This window comes from Rhodoferax antarcticus ANT.BR, from assembly GCF_001938565.1.
GTDB lineage: Bacteria > Pseudomonadota > Gammaproteobacteria > Burkholderiales > Burkholderiaceae_C > Rhodoferax > Rhodoferax antarcticus.
The window spans coordinates 121,579-144,363 of record NZ_MSYM01000018.1 but is presented as its reverse complement, the minus strand read 5'-3'; the positions used below and the strand labels follow the sequence as shown (position 1 = coordinate 144,363).

The following is a 22,785-nucleotide window of genomic DNA, read 5'->3' as shown; positions in this document are numbered from 1 at the left end:
ATGCTTGGATGGCATCGGGGCGGCGGGTTTCCCAATCTTTCAGGCAGAACCGAGTGTCGGTAGCCGCGATGACGCTGAACGTGAAAAATCTCCTTGAGGTGTTAGCGCATGTTAAGAGTCATCCAATGACCTAGTTTGTTCGGTGACTTCGGGGTCCTCCAGCGCTTTGCTGAGTTGGTCCACCACCACCGCCCATTCGGCGTCCTGAGTCAACGCTTCGCGTAAAAAACTGGCTTGAGAGGCGCTCCAGTAAGGCGCGTCTGGCAGTCGCACGTTGCGTGCCATCGACCTGTGTTTGACCAAAAACGCCGCAATGCTCTCATCGTCGTCGGGCAGGCCAAGTTGCGCAAATAACGCGCCAAAGTGGGGTGGGGTGGTATTCATGATTTAGTCTCCTGTGATTGTGCTGCTTACGCTGCGTGTTGCCTGACCCAGGCCACGTACTGGTCCATCCAGCGTTGCAGGAATTTTTTGCTGTCCTCTCCAATGCCCCCGTCTTCGTCAAATAGACCATTTTTGGCCTGGATAAAAGCCTCGGGTTGGCCCAGGGTCGGCACGTTGAGGTAGGCCAGGACATTGCGCAGGTGCTGTTGGGCCATGGCCGTGCCGGAGGCGCCAACCGACACCCCCACCACCCCTGCCGGTTTGCCGTCCCAGGCGCTATCGCCATAGGGGCGCGAAGCATGGTCCAGCGCGTTTTTAAGCACGCCGGGAAACGAACGGTTGTATTCAGGCGTGACAAACAGCAGCCCTTGCGCCGCCTTGATGTCTGACTTGAGCTTAAGCACCGGCGCCGCCTGATGGCCGTCGTCGTCCTGGTTGTACAGCGGCAAGTCACCAATCTGGAGCTGCTTGAAGGTGAAATCCGCGGGTGCCAGCCGGGCGAGCGCCGTCGCGAGTTTTTTGTTGAATGAATCCTGGCGCAGGCTGCCCACAATGACGGCGATATGAAACTGGGTCATGTCGTTCTCCAGAAAAAGAAAGCCAGTTTGCGTCGCACCCTGCTTGGTGACAGTGCGCTAGCGCACCTTGGCATCAACCATGACCACCAGCTGGCACGGCTTCACCGTTACCTCGCGACTGTCTGCGTGTGCTGGCGAACATTTGATGATGGACGTGCCCCTTAGGATTGTTGTTTGTTATGAAAGGTCGTCCGCCATGCCCTCAGTCAGTCCGTCACCCGCGCTCCTTACCCCTGACGACGCGCGGGCGCGCACCGTCTCTGACAGTTTTGGCACGGTCAGCGTGCCTGCCGGTGTGATGTGGGGCGCGCAGACCGCCCGCAGCCTGCATTTTTTCGCCATTGGTGAGCAAAAAATGCCGCTGGGCATCATTCACGCCCTGGCCTGGATCAAGTGGGCTGCTGCGCAGGTCAACCGCGATCTGCAGTTGCAAGAGCCGCTCAAGGCGCAAGCTATTTGCCATGCGGCAGAGCAGGTGGCCCGCGGTGCGTTCGATGACCAGTTTCCGCTCTCAGCATGGCAAACCGGCTCCGGCACCCAAAGCAACATGAATGTCAACGAGGTGATTGCCACGCTGGCTACGCAGGCTTTGGTGCAGGGTAAAACCAGCGGCGGGTCGGTGCACCCGAATGACGATGTCAACCTGGGCCAGTCTTCCAACGATGTGTTCCCCAGCGCCATGCACATCGCAGTGGCCGTGTCTGCCCAGCAGCAGTTGCTGCCCGCGCTGGACGAATTGCGCGCCGCTCTGGCAGCCCAAGCGGTGGCCTTTGCATCGGTAGTGAAAATTGGCCGCACCCACCTGCAAGACGCGACACCGGTCACATTCGGCCAGGAACTCGGTGGCTACGCTGCGCAACTGCAGCTTTGCCAGGACAGCCTGCAGTTCGCGCTGGCTGCAGTGCACGCCCTGGCCATGGGTGGCACCGCGGTGGGCACCGGCATCAACACCCATCCGGAATTTGGTGCCCGGGTGTGCGCGACGCTGGCCAGGCGGCTGGGCTTGCCCTTGCGCCAGGCCGACAACCTGTTTGCCGCCATGGCCGGCCATGAAGCGCTGGTGGCTCTGCATGCCAGCTTGAAGATGCTGGCCATGGCCCTGACCAAAATCGGCAACGACATCCGCCTGATGGCCAGCGGGCCACGCGCCGGGTTAGGTGAATTGACGCTGCCGCAAAACGAGCCCGGCAGCTCCATCATGCCCGGCAAAGTGAACCCAACGCAGGTGGAGGCGCTGACCATGGTTTGCGCCCAGGTGCTCGGGCATGACGTGGCCATCAGTTTTGCCGCCAGCCAAGGCCAGTTTGAGCTCAATGTGTACAAGCCGCTGATCGCCCTGAACACACTCGACAGCCTGCGCCTGCTGGCTGACGCCATGCGCAGCTTCTCCCGGTTTTGTGTGGTGGGCATCGCGGTCAACCAGACGCGGGTGGACGCGCTGGTGCAAAGCTCGCTGATGCTGGTCACAGCGTTGGCGCCGCACCTTGGCTACGACCGCGCTGGCGCCATTGCCAAACACGCCCAAAGCCACGGCACCACATTACGTGAGGCCGCGCTGGCACTGGGCACGGTCAGCGCCGAGCAGTTTGATGCCTGGGTGGACGCACGCCAAATGGTTGGCGCACTTGCCGCACATGCCGAACCAACCGCACCTTCTCAAGGTGTGTGAATTTGTCACCTGCCACGCAATGGGCCGTGTGTTCGCCAGCCCACCGACGGGGTCGCTACGCCACCTTAAAGTGGCTTTTTTTAAGGGAAGAACCATGCGCCACTCATCCGCTCCAGGAGCCTGTTGTATGACATTCCTCGCTGTTTCTCAGCCGCCGTCCATGCCGAGACTGAATCGGTCAGCCGGTGTTTTATTGGCCGTTATGTTGGTCTGCAGCCAGATGCTGGCACACAGCGCCGATGTAGGTTTTGGTGCTCAGCCCACACTGCCAGCGCCTGAGCATTCGTTGATTCCCACGGTAAACATTGCGCCCGCCATCGGCTGGCCCGCAGACGCCGCGCCCACCCCCGCACCCGGCACGCGCGTCACTGCTTTTGCCAGTGGCCTGGATCACCCCCGCTGGTTGTACGTGCTGCCCAATGGCGATGTGCTGGTGGCAGAAACCAATGCGCCACCCAAACCCGAAGACGGCAAAGGCATCAAAGGTTGGATCATGGGGTTGGTGATGAAGCGCGCCGGTGCCACCGTCACCAGCGCCAACCGCATCACCTTGTTACGCGACAGCAACGGCGACGGCGTGGCCGATTTGCGCTCAGTGCTGCTGGACGGGCTGAACTCACCCTTTGGTATGGCGCTGGTTGGGCAGACCCTGTATGTGGCCAACTCTGACGCGGTGCTGAGTTTTCCGTACACCGACGGTGCCACCAACATCATGGCCGCAGGCACCAAGCTAGTCGTTCTGCCTGGCGGCCCCATCAACCACCATTGGACCAAAAACCTGATTGCCAGCAACGACGGCAGCAAGTTGTATGTCACCGTCGGCTCCAACAGCAACGTGGCTGAACGCGGCATGGAAGTAGAAGCCGAGCGCGCTGCCATTTGGGAGGTGGACGCCGCCAGCGGCAGCCACCGCCTGTTTGCTACCGGCCTGCGCAACCCCAACGGCCTGGCCTGGGAGCCAGAAACGCAGGCCTTATGGACGGTGGTGAATGAACGCGACGAACTCGGCGACGACCTGGTGCCCGACTTTTTAACCTCGGTGCGCGACGGTGCCTTTTACGGCTGGCCCTACAGCTATTTCGGCCAGCACGTTGACACGCGGGTCACGCCGCAGCGCCCTGATCTGGTGGCACAAGCCATTGCGCCAGATTACGCGCTGGGCGCACACACCGCGTCACTTGGGCTGGCAGATGCCAGTGGCAACACGTTAGGGGCAGCTTTTGCCAGCGGCATGTTCATTGGCCAGCACGGCTCATGGAACCGTCGACCGCACAGCGGTTACAAGGTGATTTTTGTGCCGTTCAAAAGTGGTCAACCTGCCGGTGATCCGGTGGATGTGTTGACCGGCTTTTTAAGCGACGGCGGCAAAGCGCAGGGACGGCCTGTAGGTGTGGCGCTGGACAAACAAGGTGCGCTACTGGTGGCCGACGATGTCGGCAATGTGGTGTGGCGCGTCAGTGGTCAGGGTTTATAGCCAAATAGGCTTCAAGCCCTTTAAATATAAGCGCTGACAGCTATAGTATTTGTAGTGTTTAAGACGCCGTTTAAGCATCAATTGACAGCATCCTGAGTATCAGGTGCTGTCAGTCTCCCGGTTACGGGGATGGTGTTGGCTGTGTGCCGTAATAGTCATCAAGATCCTTGGCCCATTCCTGGTTAGACATGTTGGGCCAGTTGTCCTTGTCAAAACCTGGTGCGCGCTCCAAGCGGTCCTTGGTCACGTCCAGCGTGAAACGTTTGTTGTCGGTGTCTAGGGTCAGCGCTGCCCAGGGCACCGCAAACAATTTATCGCCAATGCCCAGCAGGCCGCCGTACGACAACACCGCGTAGCTGATGCGACCCGCGCGCACATCCAGCATGATCTCTTTGACGCTGCCCAAATCTTCTTCCTGGCGGTTGAAAACAGCGTTGCCCAACAGGGTGTCTGCCCCCATCAACCGGGGGCCGGGGCCACCGCTGTCAGCCACAGCGTACATGCCAAAACTGTCGCGTTCTACATAGTTCATCGGTGTTCCCTTCTGTTGCGTGGGAGACGGCTGTGCCGACTCAGGAGTGCGACTTGACTGATGCTTTCACCGAATCGCGTGCATCCTTGGCGACTTCTTTCGCATCGCCATAACCCTTTTGCGCCGTGCCTTCTGCCTGTTTCTTCAGCCCTTTAGCTTGCTGTTCTTTGCTGTCTATCACTTTGCCGGCGGCTTCCTGGACCTTGCCAGCCATGTCTTTTGCCGTGCCCTTGACTTGATCTTTGTTCATGATGTTCCCCTTTAAGGATGTGAATAACTTCAAACACGAGTCTGATGCAGACTCTGCACCAAGAATAGCCAAGGCGCGGTATTTGGTCGGTGCGTTGGCATACACACCAACCATGCGCCGAGGCTCGCTATGCGGCGAGGGTGTGCCAGCGCACCGACCTGTCATGCCGTGCAACTTAAGCTGACTTCAGCCAGGCAGTGACGTACGCAGCCCCCCAGTTTTTTTAACCAGGAGTACACATCATGACCACACGCGACGCTTACATAACCAAAATGAAACATCAACTCGATGACTTGAACGACCAAATGGCCAAGCTCGAAGCCCGTGCCCAAGAGGCCCGCGAAGATGTGCGCGACACCTACAAGGCGGAGATGGCCAAGCTGCACCTTCAGTCCGAGAAGGCCAAGCTCAAGCTCGCCGAAATGCAGGCCAGCACCGAATCCACCTGGGACAACATGGCAGCCGAGATGGACAAAGTGCGCGACGCCTTTGTGCATTCATTTCGCTACTTCAAGTCACAGGTTTGACGCACCACAGCGCGTGGTGGGCCCAGTCCACCGCGCGTTCACTGCGCCGTTTGCTGGCGCAGATGTTCGGCCCGCTTCATCTCAAGATAGGCGGGCCGTTCTACTTCATGCAGTTGCTGCGGAAAACGCTCTGAGGCGCTGAACCAGTTTTGCAGGCTGGCCTCGAAACGCTTGGCGGGTGGTTGCTGGCGCGTCACCAAGTAGCTGTTGATGGCCAAGTAATAGCGCATGGTGTTGCGCTCCACCACCGCGCGCACGCCGTCGATCCAGATGGGCTGCCCGTCTGGTAATTCGCCCAATACGGTGAAGCCCACTTTGTCGCTGCCCACGGTGCCCAAATAGACCTGCATGGCCATTCGGGCCGCCAGATTGGCGCTGTAAGCGTAGGTCAGGTGCAAAAAAGTCTGGTTTGCTGGCAGCGCTACCGCTTCCAGGGCAATGTGGTAGTCGCTGGTTCCCATCGGGCCATCTGGCGCATTGAGTTGCACCTCAAAATAGTCTGTCTGGGTCGCTGACACGGTGTAGGCCAAAGCCACCCGCGAGGACTGGCTCAGTGTCTGGGGGGTTTTGCTGCCAATGTTGACATTCAGAAGGCTCGCCTGCGCGCCATCGACGACATGGCAATACTTGGTGTTGAGGTGCAGGATCAACACCTCGCACCATTGCTGCGGGTCTTGTAACGCGCTGCTGATGGTGGCAAACGGGAAGTCCATCAGCGCATACATGTCGCCGCGCAGGCCCTGGGGTGTTTCGGTAGACACCAGCACCAGCGGACTTTTAAAGGCGTTGTGCTGGAGCTGCGCGTCCAGCGCGGAACGTTGTGTCCGAAGTCGCTGCGCGGCGTCTGAACTCTGTTGCGCCAGTGCGGTTCCCAGGCAGGAGGCCAGAGCCAGCGCGGCCAGGCAGCTCAGTTGGCTGACCGCCCGCGCTGTTTTACTCACAAGCTTACTTGGTGACTTCGTGGCCAATCACACCGCCCACCGCTGCACCAGCGCCGGTGCCGAGCAAACCACCACCCAGCACATTGCCAGCGACGCCACCGATGACGGCGCCGGTTGCAGTGCCTTTTTCCTGACGGGTCATGCCGGAGCAGCCGGCCAGACCCAGGGACACGACCAGCACCACAGCCGACAGACCGGCGCTAAAAGGGGTATTCAATTTCATGGCTAATTTCTCCAGACAAACAAAAGTAAATCCAATCATGGAAACCTTCAGGCTTTCATGGGCGAATGCTCATTGTGGGTGCTTGTGCACGGTCTGTCTGTGCGTCAGCGAACGCTGGTTACCACCGTTTGCAATTTAAATTTGCTATTAATAGTAGAGCTATTAGCGCTTATAAATAAAGGGCTAGAGCCCTATTTCTTAATGAAAATGGTGGTTTTTTGCTGCGTTGTCGCTCCAGGCAGCGTCGGGCTGCCAGCTGGCCACCCAGGCGGGTAGCGACTGCGCTGGCATGGGGCGGGCAATGCCATAACCCTGCGCCAGGTCACAGCCGAGTTGCAGCAGCAGGCTGCCGTGAGCAATGGTTTCCACACCTTCGGCAATCACCTCGTGGTTGAAAGCCTTGGCCAGGCTGATCACCCCTTCCAGGATGCTGCGGTCTTGCGGGTCATCAAGCATGTTGCGCACAAAACTCTGGTCAATTTTGATGGTCGACACCCCCAGGCGTTTCAGGTAGGTCAGTGACGAATACCCGGTACCAAAGTCGTCCAGCGCAAATGCCACGCCCATCTTGTGGCAGCTTTCGATCACCTGCGAGGCGAAGCCAATGTCGTGCAGGGCGCTGGTTTCGAGCATTTCCAGTGACAGTTTTGTCGGGAGCACGCCCGGGTGCGCCTGCATCAGCGTGCGCAGGCGCTCAACAAAATCGGCTTGTTGCAACTGCTGGGCCCCCACATTCACGCTGACCTGCAGATTCAGGCCCTGTGCCTGCCACGCCTCAATCTGCGTCAGCGCAGTACTGATGACCCATTCCCCCACCTCAATGGCCAGCGGGTCGGCATCAATCAGCGGCAAAAATGTCAGCGGGTATAACAAACCGTCTTGCGGGTGCTGCCAGCGTATCAGCGCCTCAACACCCATCACTTGGCCGGTGCGCATGTTCACCTTGGGCTGGTAATACAGCTCCAGTTCACCACTGGCCAGTGCCGTACGAATACGCTCCAGGCCTTGGTGGTGGCCACGCACGCTGCGGTCGTGTGCCGCGTCAAACAGGTGATAGTGGTTTTTCCCGGTTTGCTTGGCCTGGTACATGGCTTGGTCGGCCTGGCGCAGCAGCCAGTCGGGCTCCACCACCTCGGCCTGCGGGTAAAAAGTAACGCCCAGGCTGGCCGATACCTGCAGTTTTAGCTCGCCAATCTCAAACGTCTCGCTGGCTGCTGCCAGCATGCGGTTCAGCATGGGCACACAGCTCGACGTGTCGGCCAGGCCGGTCAACACCGCCACAAACTCGTCGCCGCCGATGCGTGCCAGCGTGTCGCCCTCGCGCAGGGCCTCTTTCATGCGGTTGGCCAAGGCCACCAGCAGCCGATCGCCGGATTCATGCCCGTGCTGGTCGTTAACCTCCTTGAAACTGTCCAAGTCAACATAGACCACCGCCAGCAGCACGCCTTGCCGAAAGGCCTTCGCCATGTCTTGGCGAAGGCGGTCGGCCAGCAGCGCGCGGTTGGGCAGATTGGTCAGCAGGTCGTAGTGCGCAATGTGTTCCAGTCGGGCCTGTTGCGCCTTGAAGGCGGTGATGTCGGAAAACAGCGCCACGAAATGGGTGGCCGTGCCCCGCGCATCACGCACCGTGCTGATGGTTTGAAACGCGGCGTAGATTTCGCCGTTTTTGCGACGGTTCCAGATCTCCCCGTACCAGTGGCCTTTTTGCAGGATGGCTTGCCACATGGCCGCATAGTGGGCAGCGCTCTGGCGCCCCGAGTTCAAAATGTGCGGTGTTTGGCCCACCGCCTCGTCGCGGCTGTAGCCGGTGATGTGGGTAAACGCCGCATTCACGTTCACGATCTGACCATTGGTGTCGGTGATCATGATGCCCTCGCGGGCCTCGCTGAACACACTCGCGGCCAACCGCATCTGCTCCTGCGCGGCGAAGCGTAGGCTGATGTCCATCAGGACCACCCGCAACACCGGCGCACCGCTGTCAGCCAGCGCCAGAGTGACCATCAGTTTGGCCCAGAAAAAGCTGCCGTCTTGGTGCTTCAAGCGCAACTCAATCGACAACTCCTCGCATGTCTGGCGCTGTTTGCGCAGCAGATAGTAGGCATCCTGGTCGTCGCGATGGATGAACTTGTTGAGCGCCATGCCGAGCATGGCCAAACGTGGCACCCCCAGCAGCCGGGCGGCCGTCAGGTTGGCCTGCAGGATGTGGTCGGCGTCATCCAGCGTCACATAGCCCACCGGGGCGTGGTCGTACAGATCGGCATAGTTGGCGCGGGCGGCGTCCAGCGTGACTTGCGTGCGACGCATCTCCTCGTTTTGCATCTCCAGCTCAATTTGGTGCACGCGCAACTCTTGCAAGGCGCGCAGGGTGCACTCAGGCGAGAGGTCTTCGGCGCTGTCGCACCTGGCTTGGCGCTGCATGAGCGTGGCTACGGCGCGCTGACGCAAAGCGTGCGCCCCGGGCGAAGTGTGCGCTGGCTGCAGCCCAACGCTTTGACTTGCGGTTGGGTCGGGGGTCTGGGCAGGCATGGAAGGGCTCCCGTGGTTTTAGGTGTCTGACGTTCGCAAGCGCTCAGTCGTCGTTACAGCATAAACCTGGCCTGCCGCATTAATCAGTGCGGTGGCGAACAGAGAAACCGCCACGGTCTTGCCACTTCTGGTCAGCCTTTGTGTCGGGTACAGCGCCAACACCTTGCCCTCGCTGAGCTGTTTGAGCCGCTGCATGGCTTCGTCGACCAGCTCGGGGGGTATGCGTTCACGCAGCGTCATCTGCAGGGCCTGCGCCTCGGTCCAGCCGTAGAGTCGCTCGGCAGCCGGGTTCCAGGCCAGGATGCGGCCCTCCAGGTCGGTCATGGTGATGGCATCAAACGCGTCGCGCACCACCACCGCCAGGCGAGTCAGCTCGTTGGCCTTCGCCAGTGCTGCTTCGGTGCTTTTAAGCTCGCTGATGTCGCTGAAGGTGATCACCACACCTTCAATCACGTTGTCCAGCGTGCGGTAGGGGCGAAGACGCAGGGTGAACCAGGCGCCGTCGATGGTTTGCACCTGCAGCTCCTTGGGCGCCAAGGTGTCAAGCACCGCTTGTGCATCAGCCACCAAGCTGCGGTAGCCGACCAGGTTCGAGACAATATGCCCCACCGGCCTGCCTATGTCACTGGCGATCAGGTTGATGAGTTTTGAGGCAGTGGGGGTGAAGCGCAGGATGCGCAACTGGATGTTCACAAACACTGTGGCAATGCCGGTGCCCGCCAGCAGGTTGTTCATGTCGTTGTTCAGGTGTGACAAGTCGTCCACCTTGAGGTTGAGCTCGTGGTTGACGGTGGAGAGCTCTTCGTTGAGAGACTGCAGCTCTTCCTTGGAGGTTTCCAGCTCTTCGTTGGTGCTTTGCAGTTCCTCGTTGATCGACTGCATCTCTTCGTTGCTCGATTTGAGCTCTTCGTTGGAGGTTTCCAGCTCCTCATGTGTGCTTCTTAAGTATTCGTCCTTGGCGCGCAATTCGTTGCGCAGCGCCGCCAGTTGGGCTGCGGTGTCGGCGTTTTGGGGCTCGGCCAGCTCTGGTGCCGCCGCGCCAGCGAGAAGAAGCGGCGCGTTGGCCTCTGGCAGCTGGTCCGGCGCTTCTTCCAGCATCACCAGGTACAGCTGCACATCCTGCGGCGCTTTGGCCAGCGAGTCATGCGTTTCAGCCCGGCTGGCAGGCGCGCTCGGGCTGCTGCTCACCGGGCGCACGCAGAGGTTGACGCGGGTGAAGTGGCCATTGGTTTTGACGCGCAAACCCGGCGTGTGCACCGGCGCCTGTGAGGCCATGGCGCGATGCAGGCTGTTGGAAAGGGCCGGGCGCAGGCCTTCACGGGCCATTTTGAGGATGTTGGGCACACCCACCTCGCCGGGCGCGGGTTCCAGGTACATGCCGGTGCGGCCATGCAGGTAAAGAATGTCGCCCAGCGTGTTGATCAGCGCGGCTGCCGGTGCCACCTGGGCCAGCAGAGCCTGCTCGGTCAGCTCGCGCAGCGACAGTTTGCTGTGGGAAACGTCCCGGTCCAACGCGCGCGGCTGGGCGGCTTCCAGCCCTGAGAGTGGCGGGTAAAAGCGGCTGGGTAAGCGCTGGCTCCCCGGCTCGGCGTTTTTGCGCTGGAAGATCTTGGCCTTGCGGTCCAGCGTGCTGAACAGTACCAGAGCATCACCAATGCCCTCGGAGGTGCCCAGAAACAGCAGGCCTTGCGGATTCAGTGCGTAATGAAACAGCGGTATCAGGCGCTTTTGCAGGTCGGCGTTGAGGTAAATCAGCAGGTTGCGGCAGGTGATCAGGTCAAGCCTGGAAAATGGCGGATCGCGGGTCAGGTCCTGCTCGGAATACACCAGCATGTCGCGAAGGCTCTTGTGGATGCGATAGCCGCCGCCGTTGGGCTCTTCGGTGAAAAACCGCGCCAGGCGCAGCGGTGTCAGGTCGGCGGCAATCCCCGGCGGATACAGCCCGGCGCGGGCAATGGCAACGGCCCGGCTGTCAATGTCGGTGGCAAACAGCTGCACGGTGTAGCTTTGTTTGACTTCCTCCATGTACTCCTGCAGCAGGATGGCAATGGAATAAGCCTCCTCGCCGGTGGAGCAGCCGGCTACCCAGATGCGCACCACACCGCCAATGGTGGGTTTGCCGGCAAACAGCAGTGGAATCACCTGGTGTTCCAGCGCCTCAAAGGCTTCTGGGTCGCGGAAAAAGTTGGTGACACCAATCAGCAGGTCGCGAAACAGTGCCTCTGCCTCCTCGGTGTTTTGCTGCAGGTAACGCACATAGTCGTCAACCTGGCTGATCTGGTGCACCGCCATGCGCCGCTCAATTCGGCGGTGGATGGTGCTGGGTTTGTACTGCGAAAAATCGTGCTTGGTGTGGGTGCGCAGCAGCACAAAGATGCGCTTCAAGGCGTTGTCGTTGATCAGCACCGGTTTGTCAGCGTTGGGTGAAAACTTGCCGTAGGCGTATTTCAGAAAGGCGATGAGCTGTGCGGGAAGCTCGTTGGCCTTGAGCTGGTAATCCACCAAACCCGTGGCGACGGCGCTGCGCGGCATGCCGTCAAACTCGGCCGCGTCCGGCGTCTGCACCATCACCATGCCACCGGCGTCTTTGATGGCGCGCGCACCTAAGGTGCCGTCGCTGCCGGTGCCTGAGAGCACGATGCCAATGGCCCGTTCCCGCTGGTCAGCGGCAAGGGACTTGAAGAAAAAATCAATCGGCAGGTGTTGACTGCGCGGTGCACCGGGATCGAGCAGCTGCAGGCAGCCGTTGAGCAAGGCCATGTCGTGCTTAGGCGGTATCACGTAGACACAGTTGGGCTGCACCACCATGGTGTCTTCGACCTCGAACACCGGCATCGGTGTGTAGCGGCGAAGCAACTCGGCCAGCAGGCTTTTGTGGTCTGGTGCCAGGTGTTGCACCAGCACAAAAGCCATACCCGGCGCCTTGCCCGTGGGTATGCCGGAGAAAAATGCCTGAAACGCAGCCAGCCCGCCTGCCGAGGCGCCGATACCCACGATGGGAAAGCTCTCTAGCGCTGTGGTTGCCACCGGCGTCGGTGGGGTTGCAGGTGGGGCTGGGGGTGAGGTTTTGGGCGGTTTAGCGCTTGGGCCCGGGATTTTTTTGGTCATGCTGGGCTCCTGTTTGGGCCGGTGGTGTCTGCGTGTCATTGGCAACAGCGCTTTGCTGCAGTGTAGAGCTTGGGTTGTTGTATAAAAACCATAGCTATCAGCGCTTTATGTATAAGGGTTAGAGGCCAATTTGACTTGCGTAAAACTTTTGTGTGTGCCAGCGCACGAAGGTAACCGGGCTGCGCCGTTTAAGCTAGCGCACGAGTTCGCGTGGGCTATTGTGGCCACGTTCCATTGGGTTACTGCTTGAAAAACATCCTTAAACCGTTGGCATGGGTGGCGGCTACGCTGCTGCTGTCGAGTGCGGGTGCCTATTTCACCTTTGCGTCGGTGTACCCCCGGCTGGAAGCCATGGTGCTGCTGGCCCTGTCGTTGGCGGGGTTTCTGGTGTTTTGGGGCGCGCAGAAAACAAAGCAGGCCGAAATCAGCCTGGCGCACCTTGACGCCCGTCGTTTGCTGGCGGCGCAGGAGGACAGCAACTACCAGTTGTTGCAAGCCAACGAGAAAGCGCGGGACAGTGCGCAAAAGCTGGCGGTGACCCTGGACTCGATTGGCGACGCCGTGATTGCCGCTGACGCCCAGGCGCGGGTGACCTTGATCAACCCGGTCGCCCAGAAACTCACCGGCTGGACGCAAGAGCAGGCACTTGGGCAGCCGGTGGACGAGGTGTTCAGGATTGTTGGCAAGACCAGCCGCGAGCGTTTGACGGTGCCGGTGCTGGCGGCGCTGGAACAAGGCACGGTGCAAGGCCTGGCGAACCACACACTGCTGCTGGCGCGCGACGGCGCGGAGTACGACGTTGCCGACAGCTGCGCGCCCATGCGCGACGCTCAGGGGCTGGTGGTGGGTGCGGTGCTGGTGTTTCGCAACGTCACCGAGGATTACGCCGCCCAGCAGGCGCTGCGCCAGGTCAGCGCGCTGCAAAACGCCATTTTCAACAGCGCCAATTTCTCCAGCATCGCCACCGATGCCAAGGGGGTGATCCAGATTTTTAACGTGGGCGCCGAGCGCATGCTGGGCTACACCGCGTCTGAGGTGGTGAATCAGGTGACGCCGGCCGACCTGTCTGACCCGCAAGAACTGGTGGTGCGTGCCGCGTGGCTGAGCAAGGCGTTCGGCACCTCCATCAGCCCCGGTTTTGAGGCGCTGGTGTTCAAGGCCGCACGCGGCATGGAAGACATTGACGAACTGAATTACATCTGCAAGGACGGCCGTCGGCTGCCCGCCTTGGTGTCGGTGACGGCCTTGCGTGACGAGGCTGAGGCCATTATTGGCTACCTGCTGATTGGCACTGACAACACCGCCCGGCGTGCGGCAGAAGTCGAGCGGGAGCAACTGGACCACGCGCTGCGCGCCAAAAATGCCGAGCTTGAAGCCGCACGCTCCGCGGCCGACAAGGCCAACTTGGCCAAGTCTGAATTTTTGTCGGCCATGAGCCACGAGCTGCGCTCACCGCTGAACGCGATTCTGGGTTTTGCACAACTCATGGAGTCAGGCGCGCCGCTGCCGACAGCGTCACAAAAGGCCAGCATCGAGCAGATCCTGCGCGCGGGCTGGTATTTGTTGGAGCTGATTAACGAGGTGCTGGACCTGGCGCTGATTGAGTCGGGGCAGCTGTCGCTGTCGCGCGAGCCGGTGTCGCTGTCGGAGGTGCTGCACGACTGCCAGACGCTGATGATGCCGATGGCGCTGAAAAAAGAGGTGAGCCTGCACTTTGCAGCACTGCCCGAGCCGTGTTTTGTCGACGCTGACCGTACCCGCCTGAAACAGGTGGTGATCAACCTGCTGTCCAACGCCATCAAATACAACCGCGTTGGTGGCAGCGTGACGGTGATCTGCATTGAGCGTAAGCCGGGGTGGGTGCGCCTGAGCGTGCAAGATACTGGCGATGGCCTGTCCGCCAACAAGGTAGCGCAGCTATTTCAGCCGTTTAACCGGCTGGGAAAGGAAAGCAGCGACGAGGAGGGCACCGGCATCGGTCTGATTGTGAGCAAACGCCTGGTCGAGCAGATGGGCGGCGAAATGGGGGTGATCAGCGCCGAGGGTGCGGGCAGTGTGTTCTGGGTTGAACTGGCGCACATCGGTGCGCCGCAGCTCACGGACGAAATCTCTGACATGCTGCTGTCACAGGCCACGCCCTTGCCTGCCGGCGAGCGCAAACGAACCCTGCTGTATGTAGAAGATAACCGCGCCAACATGGAGTTGATGGCCCAGCTGATTGCCAGGCGGCCCGATATGCGCCTGTTTGGTGCTGAAGATGCCATACGTGGCATTGCCATGGCGCGTGAGCACCAGCCGGATGTGATTTTGCTCGACATCAACCTGCCCGGCATCAGCGGCCTGCAGGCGCTGCAGATCTTGCAGGAAGATGAGGCGACCCGGCATATTCCGGTGCTGGCACTGAGCGCCAACGCCATGCCGCGAGACATTGAGCGCGGCCTGGCTGCCGGGTTTTTCCGCTACCTGACCAAGCCGATCCGGGTGACCGAGTTCATGGAGGCCCTGGACGCCGGGCTGGCGCTGGCGCAAACGCAGCAAGTGACACTGTGAAATGCCTACAAAAAGACCTATGATCCCGGTGGAAAAAGAGCAAATCGCTACCACCATCGGAGCAAGTTTTGGATTCTGACAACCGCACGGTCATGCCACCCCAGACCCCTGATAACCCGGCGCCACCGACTGGCGAGGCCCCGTCGCTGCGGCGTCGGGCTGAAGACCGCTACCAGGTCAAGCTGGCACTGCCGCTGGAGATGCTCAAGGAGATGCCAGCGCAAGATGCCCAGTTGCTGTACCACGAATTGCGGGTGCACCAGATCGAGCTGGAGCTGCAAAACGAAGAGTTGCGCCGGGTGCAGGTGGAGCTTGAAGCGGCGCGTGAGCGCTACTTTGACCTGTATGACATGGCGCCCGTGGGTTATTGCACCGTCAATGGTGATGGCCAGATTCGGGAGGCCAATCTGACCGCTGCCACGCTGCTGGGAGTGCCACGCAGCGCTCTGGTGAAGCTGCGCATCACCCACTTCATGCCGATGGCGCAGCGCAGTATTTACCAGCAGTGCTGCGCATTGCTGGACACCTTCGGGCAGACGCAGACCTGCGAGCTGCAGATGATCACCGCCACGGGTCAGCCGATCTGGGTCAATCTGGTGGCCAACATGGCGCGAAGTGCCGAGAGCGCCATCATCCTGCGGGTGATGCTCAAAGATGTGTCTGAGCGGGTGCGCATGGACGCCATCCTGCAGGTCAAAAACGCCGAGCTGGAACGTGCCCGCCGACTGGCCGACAAAGCCAACAGCGCCAAGTCGGATTTTCTGACCAGCATGAGCCACGAGCTGCGCTCACCCCTGCACGCGATTCTGGGTTTTGCCCAACTGCTGGAGGGCGGCAACCCGGCGCCGACAGCGTCGCAGAAGTCGTCGATTGAGCAGATCATTCATGGCGGCTGGTACCTGCTTGACTTGGTGAACGAGATTCTGGATCTGGCCAGCATTGAGTCTGGCCAAATGGCGCTGGCCGTGGCGCACGAGTCGCTGGCGGAAGTCTTGACAGAGTGCCAGAGCATGATTGAGCCACAGTCCACTGCCAGCGGCATTGTGGTTAATTTCCCGGCGTTTGCGCAGCCTTTTCTGGTGCTGGCGGACCGCCGCAGGCTCAAGCAGGTGGTGATTAACCTGCTGTCCAACGCCATCAAATACAACCGCCAGCAAGGCACGGTGACGGTGAGTGTCAGCCAACCATCAACGGGGCGGGTGCGCCTGAGTGTGCGCGACGACGGTCAGGGCCTGACGCCGGAGCAGATGGCAAACCTGTTTCAGCCCTTCAACCGGCTAGGCGCGGAGCACGGCCCGCAGGAAGGCACCGGCATTGGCCTAGCGGTGAGCAAACGGCTGGTCGAGATGATGGGCGGCAGCATTGGCGTGACCAGCCGGGTGGGTGTGGGCAGCGTGTTTTGGTTTGAGCTGGCACTGGCCGAGGAGGGCACATGAGAGATTTTCCCATCGTCTGTGTCGGCGGCTCGGCCGGGGGGCTGGACGCCTATATCCGGCTGCTACAAAACTTGCCGCCTGACATGGGCGTGGCGGTGGTTATCGTCAACCACATCACCATCGCCGCGACGCAACTGCACGAGGTGCTGAAGCGCTTTTCCAGCATGCCGGTGGTGCTCATTACCGAGGGGCTGCGAGTGGAGCCCAACTGTGTTTTCATCATCCCGGCGAACCGCGATTTGCATGTCAAAGACGGTGTGTTTGCGCTCAAGCCGATCTCCAAACCGCGGGGCTGGCCGGATGTAATCACGGTGTTTTTGCGCTCGCTGTCGCAACTCTGGGAAGGCAAGCTGATCGCGGTGATTGTGTCGGGTTATGACGGTGACGGTGCGGCGGCGCTGGGTGCCGTCCATGAAGTTGGCGGCATCACCATGGCCCAAATGCCCAGCACCGCCAGCCGACCCGACATGCCAGAAAGCGCGATCGAGAGTGGGTATATTGACTTTGTGCTGTCACCCGAAGACATTGCCATAAAGATTGTGGAACTGGCCCGCGCGCCATCGAATGAGCCACCGCCGACAGCGCTCGGTGTAACACCAAAAAATTAGATAAATATGCCTTTAGCCCTTATTCCATAAGCGTCAATAGCTATAAAAAATGTAGTTAACTGACGTTTGTGCCATCATGAACAGAAACCTACCATGACACTCTTTGCTGAAATTCTTCAGGCCCGCATCCTGATCGTTGACGATCAGCGGGCCAATGTGCAGTTGCTGGAGCAACTGCTGAGCGAGGCGGGTTACAGCCAACTCAGCGCCACCATGAAACCCGATGAGGTATGCGCGTTGCACCGAACAAACGCTTACGACCTGATTTTGCTGGACCTGCAGATGCCAGTGATGGACGGTTTTCAAGTGATGGAATGCCTAAAAACCAACGCTGCTGACAGCTACCTGCCGGTGATTGTGCTGACCGCCCAACCCGGCCACAAGGTGCGCGCGTTGCAGGCGGGCGCAAAAGATTTCATCAGCAAGCCGTTTGACCTGGTGGAAGTGAAAACCCGCATCCACAACATGCTTGAAGTGCGCCTGCTGTACAAAAAACTGGCCAACTACAACGCCGAGCTCGAAGCCACCGTGGCCGAGCGCACCGCTGAGCTGCGCGAGAGCGAGGCGCGCTACCGCAGCCTGACTGAACTGGCGTCCGACTGGTATTGGGAGCAAGACGAGAACGGCGTCTTTACCAAAGTCTCTGGCCCGGTGCTGGAGATGCTGGGCATGCAGGTGGAGCCGCTGGCTGTGCCCGACAGCGCTGCGGCACAGGGCGGCTGGGTGCAGGCCGAACACGAGAAATTGCGCAGTACCATTGCCGAGCGCCAGCCGTTTCTGGACTATGTGTTTCACCGCGTGGGCGCAGACGGCAAACAGCAGACCTTTCAGGTCAGTGGCGAGCCCATGTTTGACCGCGCCAGCCGTTTCATCGGCTACCGGGGGATTGGTGTGGAATTGACATCGAAGCTTTGAACCAACAAAAACGACAGGGAGAGAACACCATGCTGCCGCCTCACACCCCGACCCAGAACTATCTGCTGGCCGCGCTGCCTGCGGCTGACCTGGAACTGTTGTTGGCGCACCTCGAATGGGTCCCCATGCCACTCGGGCAGATGCTGTTTGAGCCTGGCATTCAGATGCGCCATGCCTACTTTCCCACCACCTGCATCGTCTCGCTGCACTATGTCACTGAATCCGGTGCCTCGGCCGAGACCGCCGGAGTGGGCAACGAAGGTGTAGTGGGTGTGTCGCTGTTCATGGGCGGCGACACCACCTCAAGCTCGGCGGTGGTGCAAACCGCAGGCTCTGCCTACCGGCTGGACCGCCACACCCTCAAAGAGGAATTCAATCGCGGGGGTGCCTTGCAGCGCCTGCTGCTGCGCTACGCACAGGCGCTGATGACGCAAATGGCGCAGACCGCCGTCTGCAACCGCCACCATTCGGTAGAACAGCAACTATGCCGCTGGCTGCTGCTGACCCTGGACCGTTTGCCTGACCGTGAGCTAGTGATGACACAGGAGTTGGTGGCGAGCATGCTGGGCGTGCGCCGCGAAAGCGTCACCGACGCTGCAGGGCGTTTACAAAACGCCGGCTACATCCGCTACCGGCGCGGCCACATCAGCGTGCTCAGCCGCGCCGGGCTGGAACAAAACGTGTGCGAATGCTACGGCGTGGTCAAAAAAGAGCTGGAAAGGCTCTTCAGCGATGTCCAGCCGCATCAGTAACGGCGCAGCATACCGTTGTCGATCTGCACCCGGTCGCCCACACGGATGTCGGTGGTGCTGGTCTGGGTATAGGTCTGGTAGCTGCCATTGTTCAGGCGCACGGTGAACTTGTAGGCATTCACCGTCTGTATGCCTTGGTTGTTCTTTTCCAGTGTGTTCCCAGCATAGGCGCCGCCGGCAGCTCCCAAAATAGTAGCGGCTGTTTGGCCGCTGCCGCCACCTACTTGGTTGCCCAGCACCCCACCGATGACGGCGCCAGCAATCGTGCCCACGCCAAAACCGCCGATGCCAGAGGCCGCCTGCTGCTGCACCAAGTCAATTGACTGCACCACACCAAACTGGGTGTTTACAGTGGTGGCTTGTGGCAAGACCGTACCGCTGGGGTTGGCGGGGGCTGGGTAGTTGGCGCAGCCGCTCACGATGAACAGCGCGGTGATGCCGATGATGCGTTGGGCGTTTTTCTGAATTGTCATGTTGTGCTCCTGTTATTTCTTCAGACTCATCTCGTTGCCAACCTGGGTCACGCCCTCAATGCCACGGGCTACCTCCACGGCGCGGTCAATTTGACCCTGGTTGTCCACAAAGCCGCTGAGTTGGGCCTCGCCCTTGTTCGTGGTGACGGTGATGTCCAGGCCCTTGATGGTGTTGTCGGCCAGCAGTGCTGCTTTGATTTTGCCGGTGATCACGCTGTCGTCGATCTGGCTACCGACGGTGGCCGCACCTTCTTTCAGGCTGAGCTTGTTGCTGACACCTTTCACGCCCTCAATGCCTTGGGCCACCGTCATCGCCCCGTCGATCTGGCCTTGGTTGTCGACAAAGCCACTGAGCAAGACTTCGCCCTTGCGGGTCTCGACCTGAATGTCAAAACCCTTGACTTCCATGTTGTCCAGCAGTGCGGTTTTTACCCGGGTGGTGACCACGCTGTCGTCGATTTCATTGCCCACGCTGGTGCTGGGTGCGGGCGTACCGGTGGTGCTGGTGTCAGCAGCCTTGCTGCAAGCCACCATTGAAATGGTCATGACGCCAGCCAGTGTGGTGGTAAGAATGCGCAGCCCAAGTGGGTTTCTCATGAGGTGATCTCCGGTGAAAGTAGTGAAACAGCTTTGACTATGGCCGTTTGGGCGGGTGGTGTCAGTGTGTTGGCGAACCGAGTGGCTTATCTCTTGGCCGGGCTGGCTCACAGCCAGCGCTCCCACAACCTTGCCAGCCATTCTTTCAGCTTGAACTGCAACGGTCGATCTGCCCAGCTTTGGGGTGTGATGAGTTTGGATGCAGCTTGGTCAATGGCGAACATGGCGGCCATCTGCTGGGCAAAATCGCGCCCCAGAATCACTGCGTTGACCTCGTCGTTGTCCATGAAGCTGCGCCAGTCCAGATTGCTCGAGCCTACGGTGGACCAGACGCCGTCAATCATGGCGGTTTTGGCGTGTAACAAGGCACCTTGGCGCTCATAAATCTTCACACCACCCTCCAGCAGCTGTGTGTACTGCGCCCGGCCAGCGTGAAACACCAAGCCTGAGTCGCTGTAGCTGGGCAGAATCAGCCGCACATCGACCCCGCGAGTCACAGCGTCAAGCAGCGCCTGAATGAGTTGCGGGTTGGGCACAAAATAAGCGTTGGTTAAAAACACTTGGCGTTCGGCGTTGCTGATGGCCGAGATCATCGTCAGGTAAACCTGGTTGAAGGCGTCGTCTGGCGTGCCGCCAATGGCGCGCACGATGTCTTTGCCCACCGCTGTGAGTACCGGGGTGTAATTTTTGGGCATGAGGGTCTTTCCGTGTTGCTTGTCCCAGGTCTGCATGAAGAGTTTTTGGAAGTCAGCCACGACCGGCCCGTCAATCTGCAGGTCGGTGTCGCGCCAGGCACCATCACCCACCGGGAGTTTGGTCGCGCGGTGGATGATCGAGCCCGATGAATACACGCTGCTGATGTTGATGCCGCCCAGAAAGACCGTGCGACCGTCCACTATCAGCAGCTTGCGGTGGTCGCGGTTGTTGAGCAGCCAGGCCCCGCCGCGCGATTGCAGCGGGTTGACCGGATTGAACTCCAGCACCGCCACACCGGCAGCGGCCAACTCGTTAAAAAACTGCTTGGGCGTGGCTAGGCTACCCACACTGTCGTAAATCAAATTCACCTGCACACCCTGGCGCTGCTTGGTGATTAACGCCTGTGCAAACGCCTGGCCCATGGCATCGTCTTCGATGATGTAGGTCTCCATGTTGATATGGTCTTGCGCACCTGAAATGGCTTTCAACATGGCGGCATAGGTGGCTGGGCCGTCCTGCAGCAGAGTGACCTTGTTGCCCAGCATCAGCGGCCTGTCGGTGAGGGCCTGCTCTAGGGCGATTTGTTTGTCCAGAATGTCGATGTCGCCTGATGTGCGCTTGAGCTCAGCCACGATGGCGGCGCTTTTCTGGACCGACACCGGTCCACGCGCGGTCTCAAACTGCGCGGCCTGCATGGCATGGCGCGCCAGAATGGCATCTGTGTCGGGCAAGCTGGCGCAGCCTGCGGTGCTGAAAACGCACAGAACCACCAAGAGGGCAAGCGGGGAGCTCTGGCGGGTTGAAGGTTGCATGGTGTGAAAAAGGGGCAGTTTGCGCAAGGCTAGCCTTTGGTGGGCTGGGCGTCGGTGCATTGACGCACCGACGCCAATCTGTAGCGTGGTGAAGATCGAGGTTTATTTTCTTTTAGCTTATTATGAACACCGCTTGTTTGTCGCCGGGGCGCAGTTAATGTCACATTCCCATCGGTACGTTTCCGAGCTGCCGCCAGCGTTGGTAGAGCTTGATGCGGGTCTGGTTGTGGGACAGCGTCAGGAAAGCCTGCTGATTGCGGGTGCCTTACAAAAGGCGATTTTCAACAGTGCCAATTTCTCAAGTATTGCCACTGACGAGCAGGGCGTGATCCAGATTTTCAATGTGGGTGCCGAGCGCATGCTGGGCTATGTGGCGGCGGATGTGGTGAATTTGATCACCCCGGCCGACATTTCTGACCCGCAAGAACTGATCTTGCGCGCCAGCGCGCTGAGTGCGGAACTGGAAACACCGATTGCCCCAGGCTTTGAGGCGCTGGTGTTCAAGGCCTCACGCGGTATTGAAGATATTTACGAGCTGACCTATATCCGCAAAGACGGCAGCCGCTTTCCGGCGGTGGTGTCGGTGACCGCGCTGCGTGATGACCACAACAGCATCATTGGTTACCTGTTGATCGGCACTGACAACACCATTCGCAAGCAGATGGAGGCTGAGAAAACGCTGCTGGGTCAGCGCCTGCGGGATCACCAGTTTTACACCCGCTCATTGTTTGAGGCCAATATTGACGCGCTCATGACCACCGACCCGGCGGGCATCATCACCGATGTGAACCAGCAGATGGCATTGCTCACCGGTTGCACCCGTGACGAACTGATTGGTGCCCCTTTTAAAAACTACTTTACCGACCCCGCCCGTGCTGAAGAGTCGATCCGCCTGGTGCTGAGCAGGAAGAAGGTCACCAACTACGAGCTGACCGCGCGTGACCGCGATGGCAAAGAGACGGTGGTGTCGTACAACGCCACCACCTTTTATGACCGCAACCGCCGCCTGCAGGGCGTGTTTGCTGCAGCGCGCGACATTACCGAGCGCAAGCTGGCCGAAAAGCAGATTCTGGATCTGGCCTTGCATGACGCATTGACGCGCCTGCCCAACCGCCTCCTGCTCACCGAGCGGCTGGCGCAAACCATGGCGGCGGGCAAGCGCAGCGGGCGCTTCAGCGCGCTGATGTTTCTGGACCTGGACAATTTCAAACCGCTCAATGACAACCACGGTCATTACTTGGGCGATTTGCTGCTGATTGAGGTGGCGCAGCGCATCGTCAGCTGCGTGCGCGCTGTGGATGTGGTGGTGCGCTTTGGCGGCGACGAGTTTGTGGTGATTTTGAGCGAGTTGGGGCTGGAGCGCGCACGGTCCGCTGCGCAAATGCTGGCGGTTGCAGAAAAGCTGCGCGCCGAGCTGGACAAGCCCTATGTGTTGACCTGGCAGCACGCGGGCCAAGCCGCAGTAAGCGTGGCACACCGCAGCACGGCCAGCATTGGCGCGGTGCTGTTTCAGGACAACGCCAACAGCCAGGAAGATGTCCTGAAATGGGCCGACCTGGCCATGTACCAGGCCAAGCAAGCGGGCGGTAACCAGGTCTGTTTGCACGAAGATCACCTTGAATCTCTTGCCTCAGACGTGAAGACGCCCCGGCATCCGATAGGTAAATGACGGGGCGACAAGCTTTTTGGGCCAAGCTCAAGCACAGTGGGCGTTATTCACTGGTTCTTTATGAG

20 protein-coding genes are annotated in these 22,785 nt (G+C 60.0%); 9 read left to right on the top strand and 11 right to left on the bottom strand.

What is annotated here, in order from left to right; all coding sequences use genetic code 11:
- Positions 1–111: 111 nt before the first annotated feature.
- Together BLL52_RS16810 and BLL52_RS16805 are read right to left on the bottom strand one after the other, a co-directional pair.
- Positions 112–384 carry a DUF2789 domain-containing protein gene (locus BLL52_RS16810; RefSeq protein ID WP_075587811.1) on the bottom strand — a complete coding sequence of 91 codons (273 nt, stop codon included), beginning with the start codon at positions 382–384 and terminating at the stop codon, positions 112–114.
- A 26-nt stretch (positions 385–410) separates the two neighbouring features.
- Entirely contained in the window at positions 411–962 is a 552-nt protein-coding gene (locus tag BLL52_RS16805; protein WP_075587810.1) for an NADPH-dependent FMN reductase, read from the bottom strand.
- Between the two features lie 196 nt (positions 963–1,158).
- Between BLL52_RS16805 and BLL52_RS16800 the strand changes: the two genes are divergently transcribed.
- Positions 1,159–2,631 carry a class II fumarate hydratase gene (locus BLL52_RS16800; protein WP_075587809.1) on the top strand — a complete coding sequence of 491 codons (1,473 nt, stop codon included), beginning with the start codon at positions 1,159–1,161 and terminating at the stop codon, positions 2,629–2,631.
- Positions 2,632–2,833: 202 nt separating this feature from the next.
- Positions 2,834–4,105, top strand: coding sequence for a PQQ-dependent sugar dehydrogenase (locus BLL52_RS16795; protein ID WP_241839268.1), 1,272 nt, complete (start codon positions 2,834–2,836; stop codon positions 4,103–4,105).
- A gap of 121 nt (positions 4,106–4,226) precedes the next feature.
- On the opposite strand, the gene BLL52_RS16790 is transcribed toward BLL52_RS16795, so the two are convergent.
- Positions 4,227–4,637: a PRC-barrel domain-containing protein gene (locus BLL52_RS16790; RefSeq protein WP_075587807.1), complete on the bottom strand. Its 411-nt coding sequence runs from the start codon at positions 4,635–4,637 to the stop codon at positions 4,227–4,229.
- Between the two features lie 40 nt (positions 4,638–4,677).
- Positions 4,678–4,887, bottom strand: a complete 210-nt coding sequence (locus BLL52_RS16785) for a CsbD family protein (protein ID WP_075587806.1) — start codon at positions 4,885–4,887, stop codon at positions 4,678–4,680.
- 242 nt (positions 4,888–5,129) lie between these two features.
- On the opposite strand from BLL52_RS16785, the gene BLL52_RS16780 reads away from it, so the two are divergent.
- Entirely contained in the window at positions 5,130–5,414 is a 285-nt protein-coding gene (locus tag BLL52_RS16780) for a sll1863 family stress response protein (protein ID WP_075587805.1), read from the top strand.
- A 38-nt stretch (positions 5,415–5,452) separates the two neighbouring features.
- On the opposite strand, the gene BLL52_RS16775 is transcribed toward BLL52_RS16780, so the two are convergent.
- From BLL52_RS16775 to BLL52_RS16760, 4 genes are all read right to left on the bottom strand, one after another.
- Positions 5,453–6,355 carry a hypothetical protein gene (locus BLL52_RS16775; RefSeq protein WP_173861783.1) on the bottom strand — a complete coding sequence of 301 codons (903 nt, stop codon included), beginning with the start codon at positions 6,353–6,355 and terminating at the stop codon, positions 5,453–5,455.
- A 4-nt stretch (positions 6,356–6,359) separates the two neighbouring features.
- On the bottom strand, positions 6,360–6,578 hold the full coding sequence (locus tag BLL52_RS16770) for a glycine zipper 2TM domain-containing protein (protein ID WP_075587803.1): 219 nt from the start codon (positions 6,576–6,578) through the stop codon (positions 6,360–6,362).
- 198 nt (positions 6,579–6,776) lie between these two features.
- Positions 6,777–9,104 carry a putative bifunctional diguanylate cyclase/phosphodiesterase gene (locus BLL52_RS16765; protein WP_139313443.1) on the bottom strand — a complete coding sequence of 776 codons (2,328 nt, stop codon included), beginning with the start codon at positions 9,102–9,104 and terminating at the stop codon, positions 6,777–6,779.
- An 18-nt stretch (positions 9,105–9,122) separates the two neighbouring features.
- On the bottom strand, positions 9,123–12,212 hold the full coding sequence (locus tag BLL52_RS16760; protein ID WP_075588019.1) for a chemotaxis protein CheB: 3,090 nt from the start codon (positions 12,210–12,212) through the stop codon (positions 9,123–9,125).
- 246 nt (positions 12,213–12,458) lie between these two features.
- On the opposite strand from BLL52_RS16760, the gene BLL52_RS16755 reads away from it, so the two are divergent.
- The 5 genes from BLL52_RS16755 (at position 12,459) to BLL52_RS16735 (ending at position 18,473) form a co-directional block, all read left to right on the top strand.
- Entirely contained in the window at positions 12,459–14,762 is a 2,304-nt protein-coding gene (locus tag BLL52_RS16755; RefSeq protein ID WP_338065749.1) for a PAS domain-containing hybrid sensor histidine kinase/response regulator, read from the top strand.
- 92 nt (positions 14,763–14,854) lie between these two features.
- Complete coding sequence (locus tag BLL52_RS16750; protein ID WP_075587802.1) at positions 14,855–16,198, top strand: PAS domain-containing sensor histidine kinase; 1,344 nt, start codon at positions 14,855–14,857, stop codon at positions 16,196–16,198.
- On the top strand, positions 16,195–16,806 hold the full coding sequence (locus tag BLL52_RS16745; protein ID WP_075587801.1) for a chemotaxis protein CheB: 612 nt from the start codon (positions 16,195–16,197) through the stop codon (positions 16,804–16,806). The genes BLL52_RS16750 and BLL52_RS16745 overlap by 4 nt, the downstream gene beginning before the upstream one ends.
- Before the next feature lie 93 nt (positions 16,807–16,899).
- Positions 16,900–17,721 carry a response regulator gene (locus tag BLL52_RS16740; protein ID WP_075587800.1) on the top strand — a complete coding sequence of 274 codons (822 nt, stop codon included), beginning with the start codon at positions 16,900–16,902 and terminating at the stop codon, positions 17,719–17,721.
- A 29-nt stretch (positions 17,722–17,750) separates the two neighbouring features.
- On the top strand, positions 17,751–18,473 hold the full coding sequence (locus BLL52_RS16735; RefSeq protein ID WP_075587799.1) for a Crp/Fnr family transcriptional regulator: 723 nt from the start codon (positions 17,751–17,753) through the stop codon (positions 18,471–18,473).
- On the opposite strand, the gene BLL52_RS16730 is transcribed toward BLL52_RS16735, so the two are convergent.
- The 3 genes from BLL52_RS16730 to cls form a co-directional block, all read right to left on the bottom strand.
- Positions 18,467–18,946 (bottom strand): outer membrane lipoprotein, encoded by a 480-nt coding sequence (locus tag BLL52_RS16730; RefSeq protein WP_075587798.1) that lies wholly within the window; start codon positions 18,944–18,946, stop codon positions 18,467–18,469. The two genes, BLL52_RS16735 and BLL52_RS16730, sit on opposite strands and share 7 nt — an antisense overlap.
- Before the next feature lie 12 nt (positions 18,947–18,958).
- Positions 18,959–19,543 carry a BON domain-containing protein gene (locus BLL52_RS16725; protein ID WP_075587797.1) on the bottom strand — a complete coding sequence of 195 codons (585 nt, stop codon included), beginning with the start codon at positions 19,541–19,543 and terminating at the stop codon, positions 18,959–18,961.
- A 107-nt stretch (positions 19,544–19,650) separates the two neighbouring features.
- Positions 19,651–21,051, bottom strand: a complete 1,401-nt coding sequence (gene cls, locus BLL52_RS16720) for a cardiolipin synthase (RefSeq protein ID WP_075587796.1) — start codon at positions 21,049–21,051, stop codon at positions 19,651–19,653.
- Positions 21,052–21,208: 157 nt separating this feature from the next.
- Between cls and BLL52_RS20065 the strand changes: the two genes are divergently transcribed.
- Positions 21,209–22,720, top strand: a complete 1,512-nt coding sequence (locus BLL52_RS20065; protein ID WP_083634052.1) for a sensor domain-containing diguanylate cyclase — start codon at positions 21,209–21,211, stop codon at positions 22,718–22,720.
- Positions 22,721–22,785: the final 65 nt, after the last annotated feature.

Coding starts and splice junctions, on each gene's coding strand:
- BLL52_RS16765 (WP_139313443.1), bottom strand. CDS start 9,104: ATGCCTGCCCAGACCCCCGACCCAACCGCAAGTCAAAGCGTTGGGCTG.
- BLL52_RS20065 (WP_083634052.1), top strand. CDS start 21,209: ATGTCACATTCCCATCGGTACGTTTCCGAGCTGCCGCCAGCGTTGGTA.
- BLL52_RS16740 (WP_075587800.1), top strand. CDS start 16,900: ATGACACTCTTTGCTGAAATTCTTCAGGCCCGCATCCTGATCGTTGAC.
- BLL52_RS16750 (WP_075587802.1), top strand. CDS start 14,855: ATGCCACCCCAGACCCCTGATAACCCGGCGCCACCGACTGGCGAGGCC.
- BLL52_RS16805 (WP_075587810.1), bottom strand. CDS start 962: ATGACCCAGTTTCATATCGCCGTCATTGTGGGCAGCCTGCGCCAGGAT.
- BLL52_RS16730 (WP_075587798.1), bottom strand. CDS start 18,946: ATGACAATTCAGAAAAACGCCCAACGCATCATCGGCATCACCGCGCTG.
- BLL52_RS16800 (WP_075587809.1), top strand. CDS start 1,159: ATGCCCTCAGTCAGTCCGTCACCCGCGCTCCTTACCCCTGACGACGCG.
- BLL52_RS16785 (WP_075587806.1), bottom strand. CDS start 4,887: ATGAACAAAGATCAAGTCAAGGGCACGGCAAAAGACATGGCTGGCAAG.
- BLL52_RS16760 (WP_075588019.1), bottom strand. CDS start 12,212: ATGACCAAAAAAATCCCGGGCCCAAGCGCTAAACCGCCCAAAACCTCA.
- BLL52_RS16780 (WP_075587805.1), top strand. CDS start 5,130: ATGACCACACGCGACGCTTACATAACCAAAATGAAACATCAACTCGAT.
- BLL52_RS16810 (WP_075587811.1), bottom strand. CDS start 384: ATGAATACCACCCCACCCCACTTTGGCGCGTTATTTGCGCAACTTGGC.
- cls (WP_075587796.1), bottom strand. CDS start 21,051: ATGCAACCTTCAACCCGCCAGAGCTCCCCGCTTGCCCTCTTGGTGGTT.
- BLL52_RS16745 (WP_075587801.1), top strand. CDS start 16,195: ATGAGAGATTTTCCCATCGTCTGTGTCGGCGGCTCGGCCGGGGGGCTG.
- BLL52_RS16725 (WP_075587797.1), bottom strand. CDS start 19,543: ATGAGAAACCCACTTGGGCTGCGCATTCTTACCACCACACTGGCTGGC.
- BLL52_RS16790 (WP_075587807.1), bottom strand. CDS start 4,637: ATGAACTATGTAGAACGCGACAGTTTTGGCATGTACGCTGTGGCTGAC.
- BLL52_RS16795 (WP_241839268.1), top strand. CDS start 2,834: ATGTTGGTCTGCAGCCAGATGCTGGCACACAGCGCCGATGTAGGTTTT.
- BLL52_RS16735 (WP_075587799.1), top strand. CDS start 17,751: ATGCTGCCGCCTCACACCCCGACCCAGAACTATCTGCTGGCCGCGCTG.
- BLL52_RS16770 (WP_075587803.1), bottom strand. CDS start 6,578: ATGAAATTGAATACCCCTTTTAGCGCCGGTCTGTCGGCTGTGGTGCTG.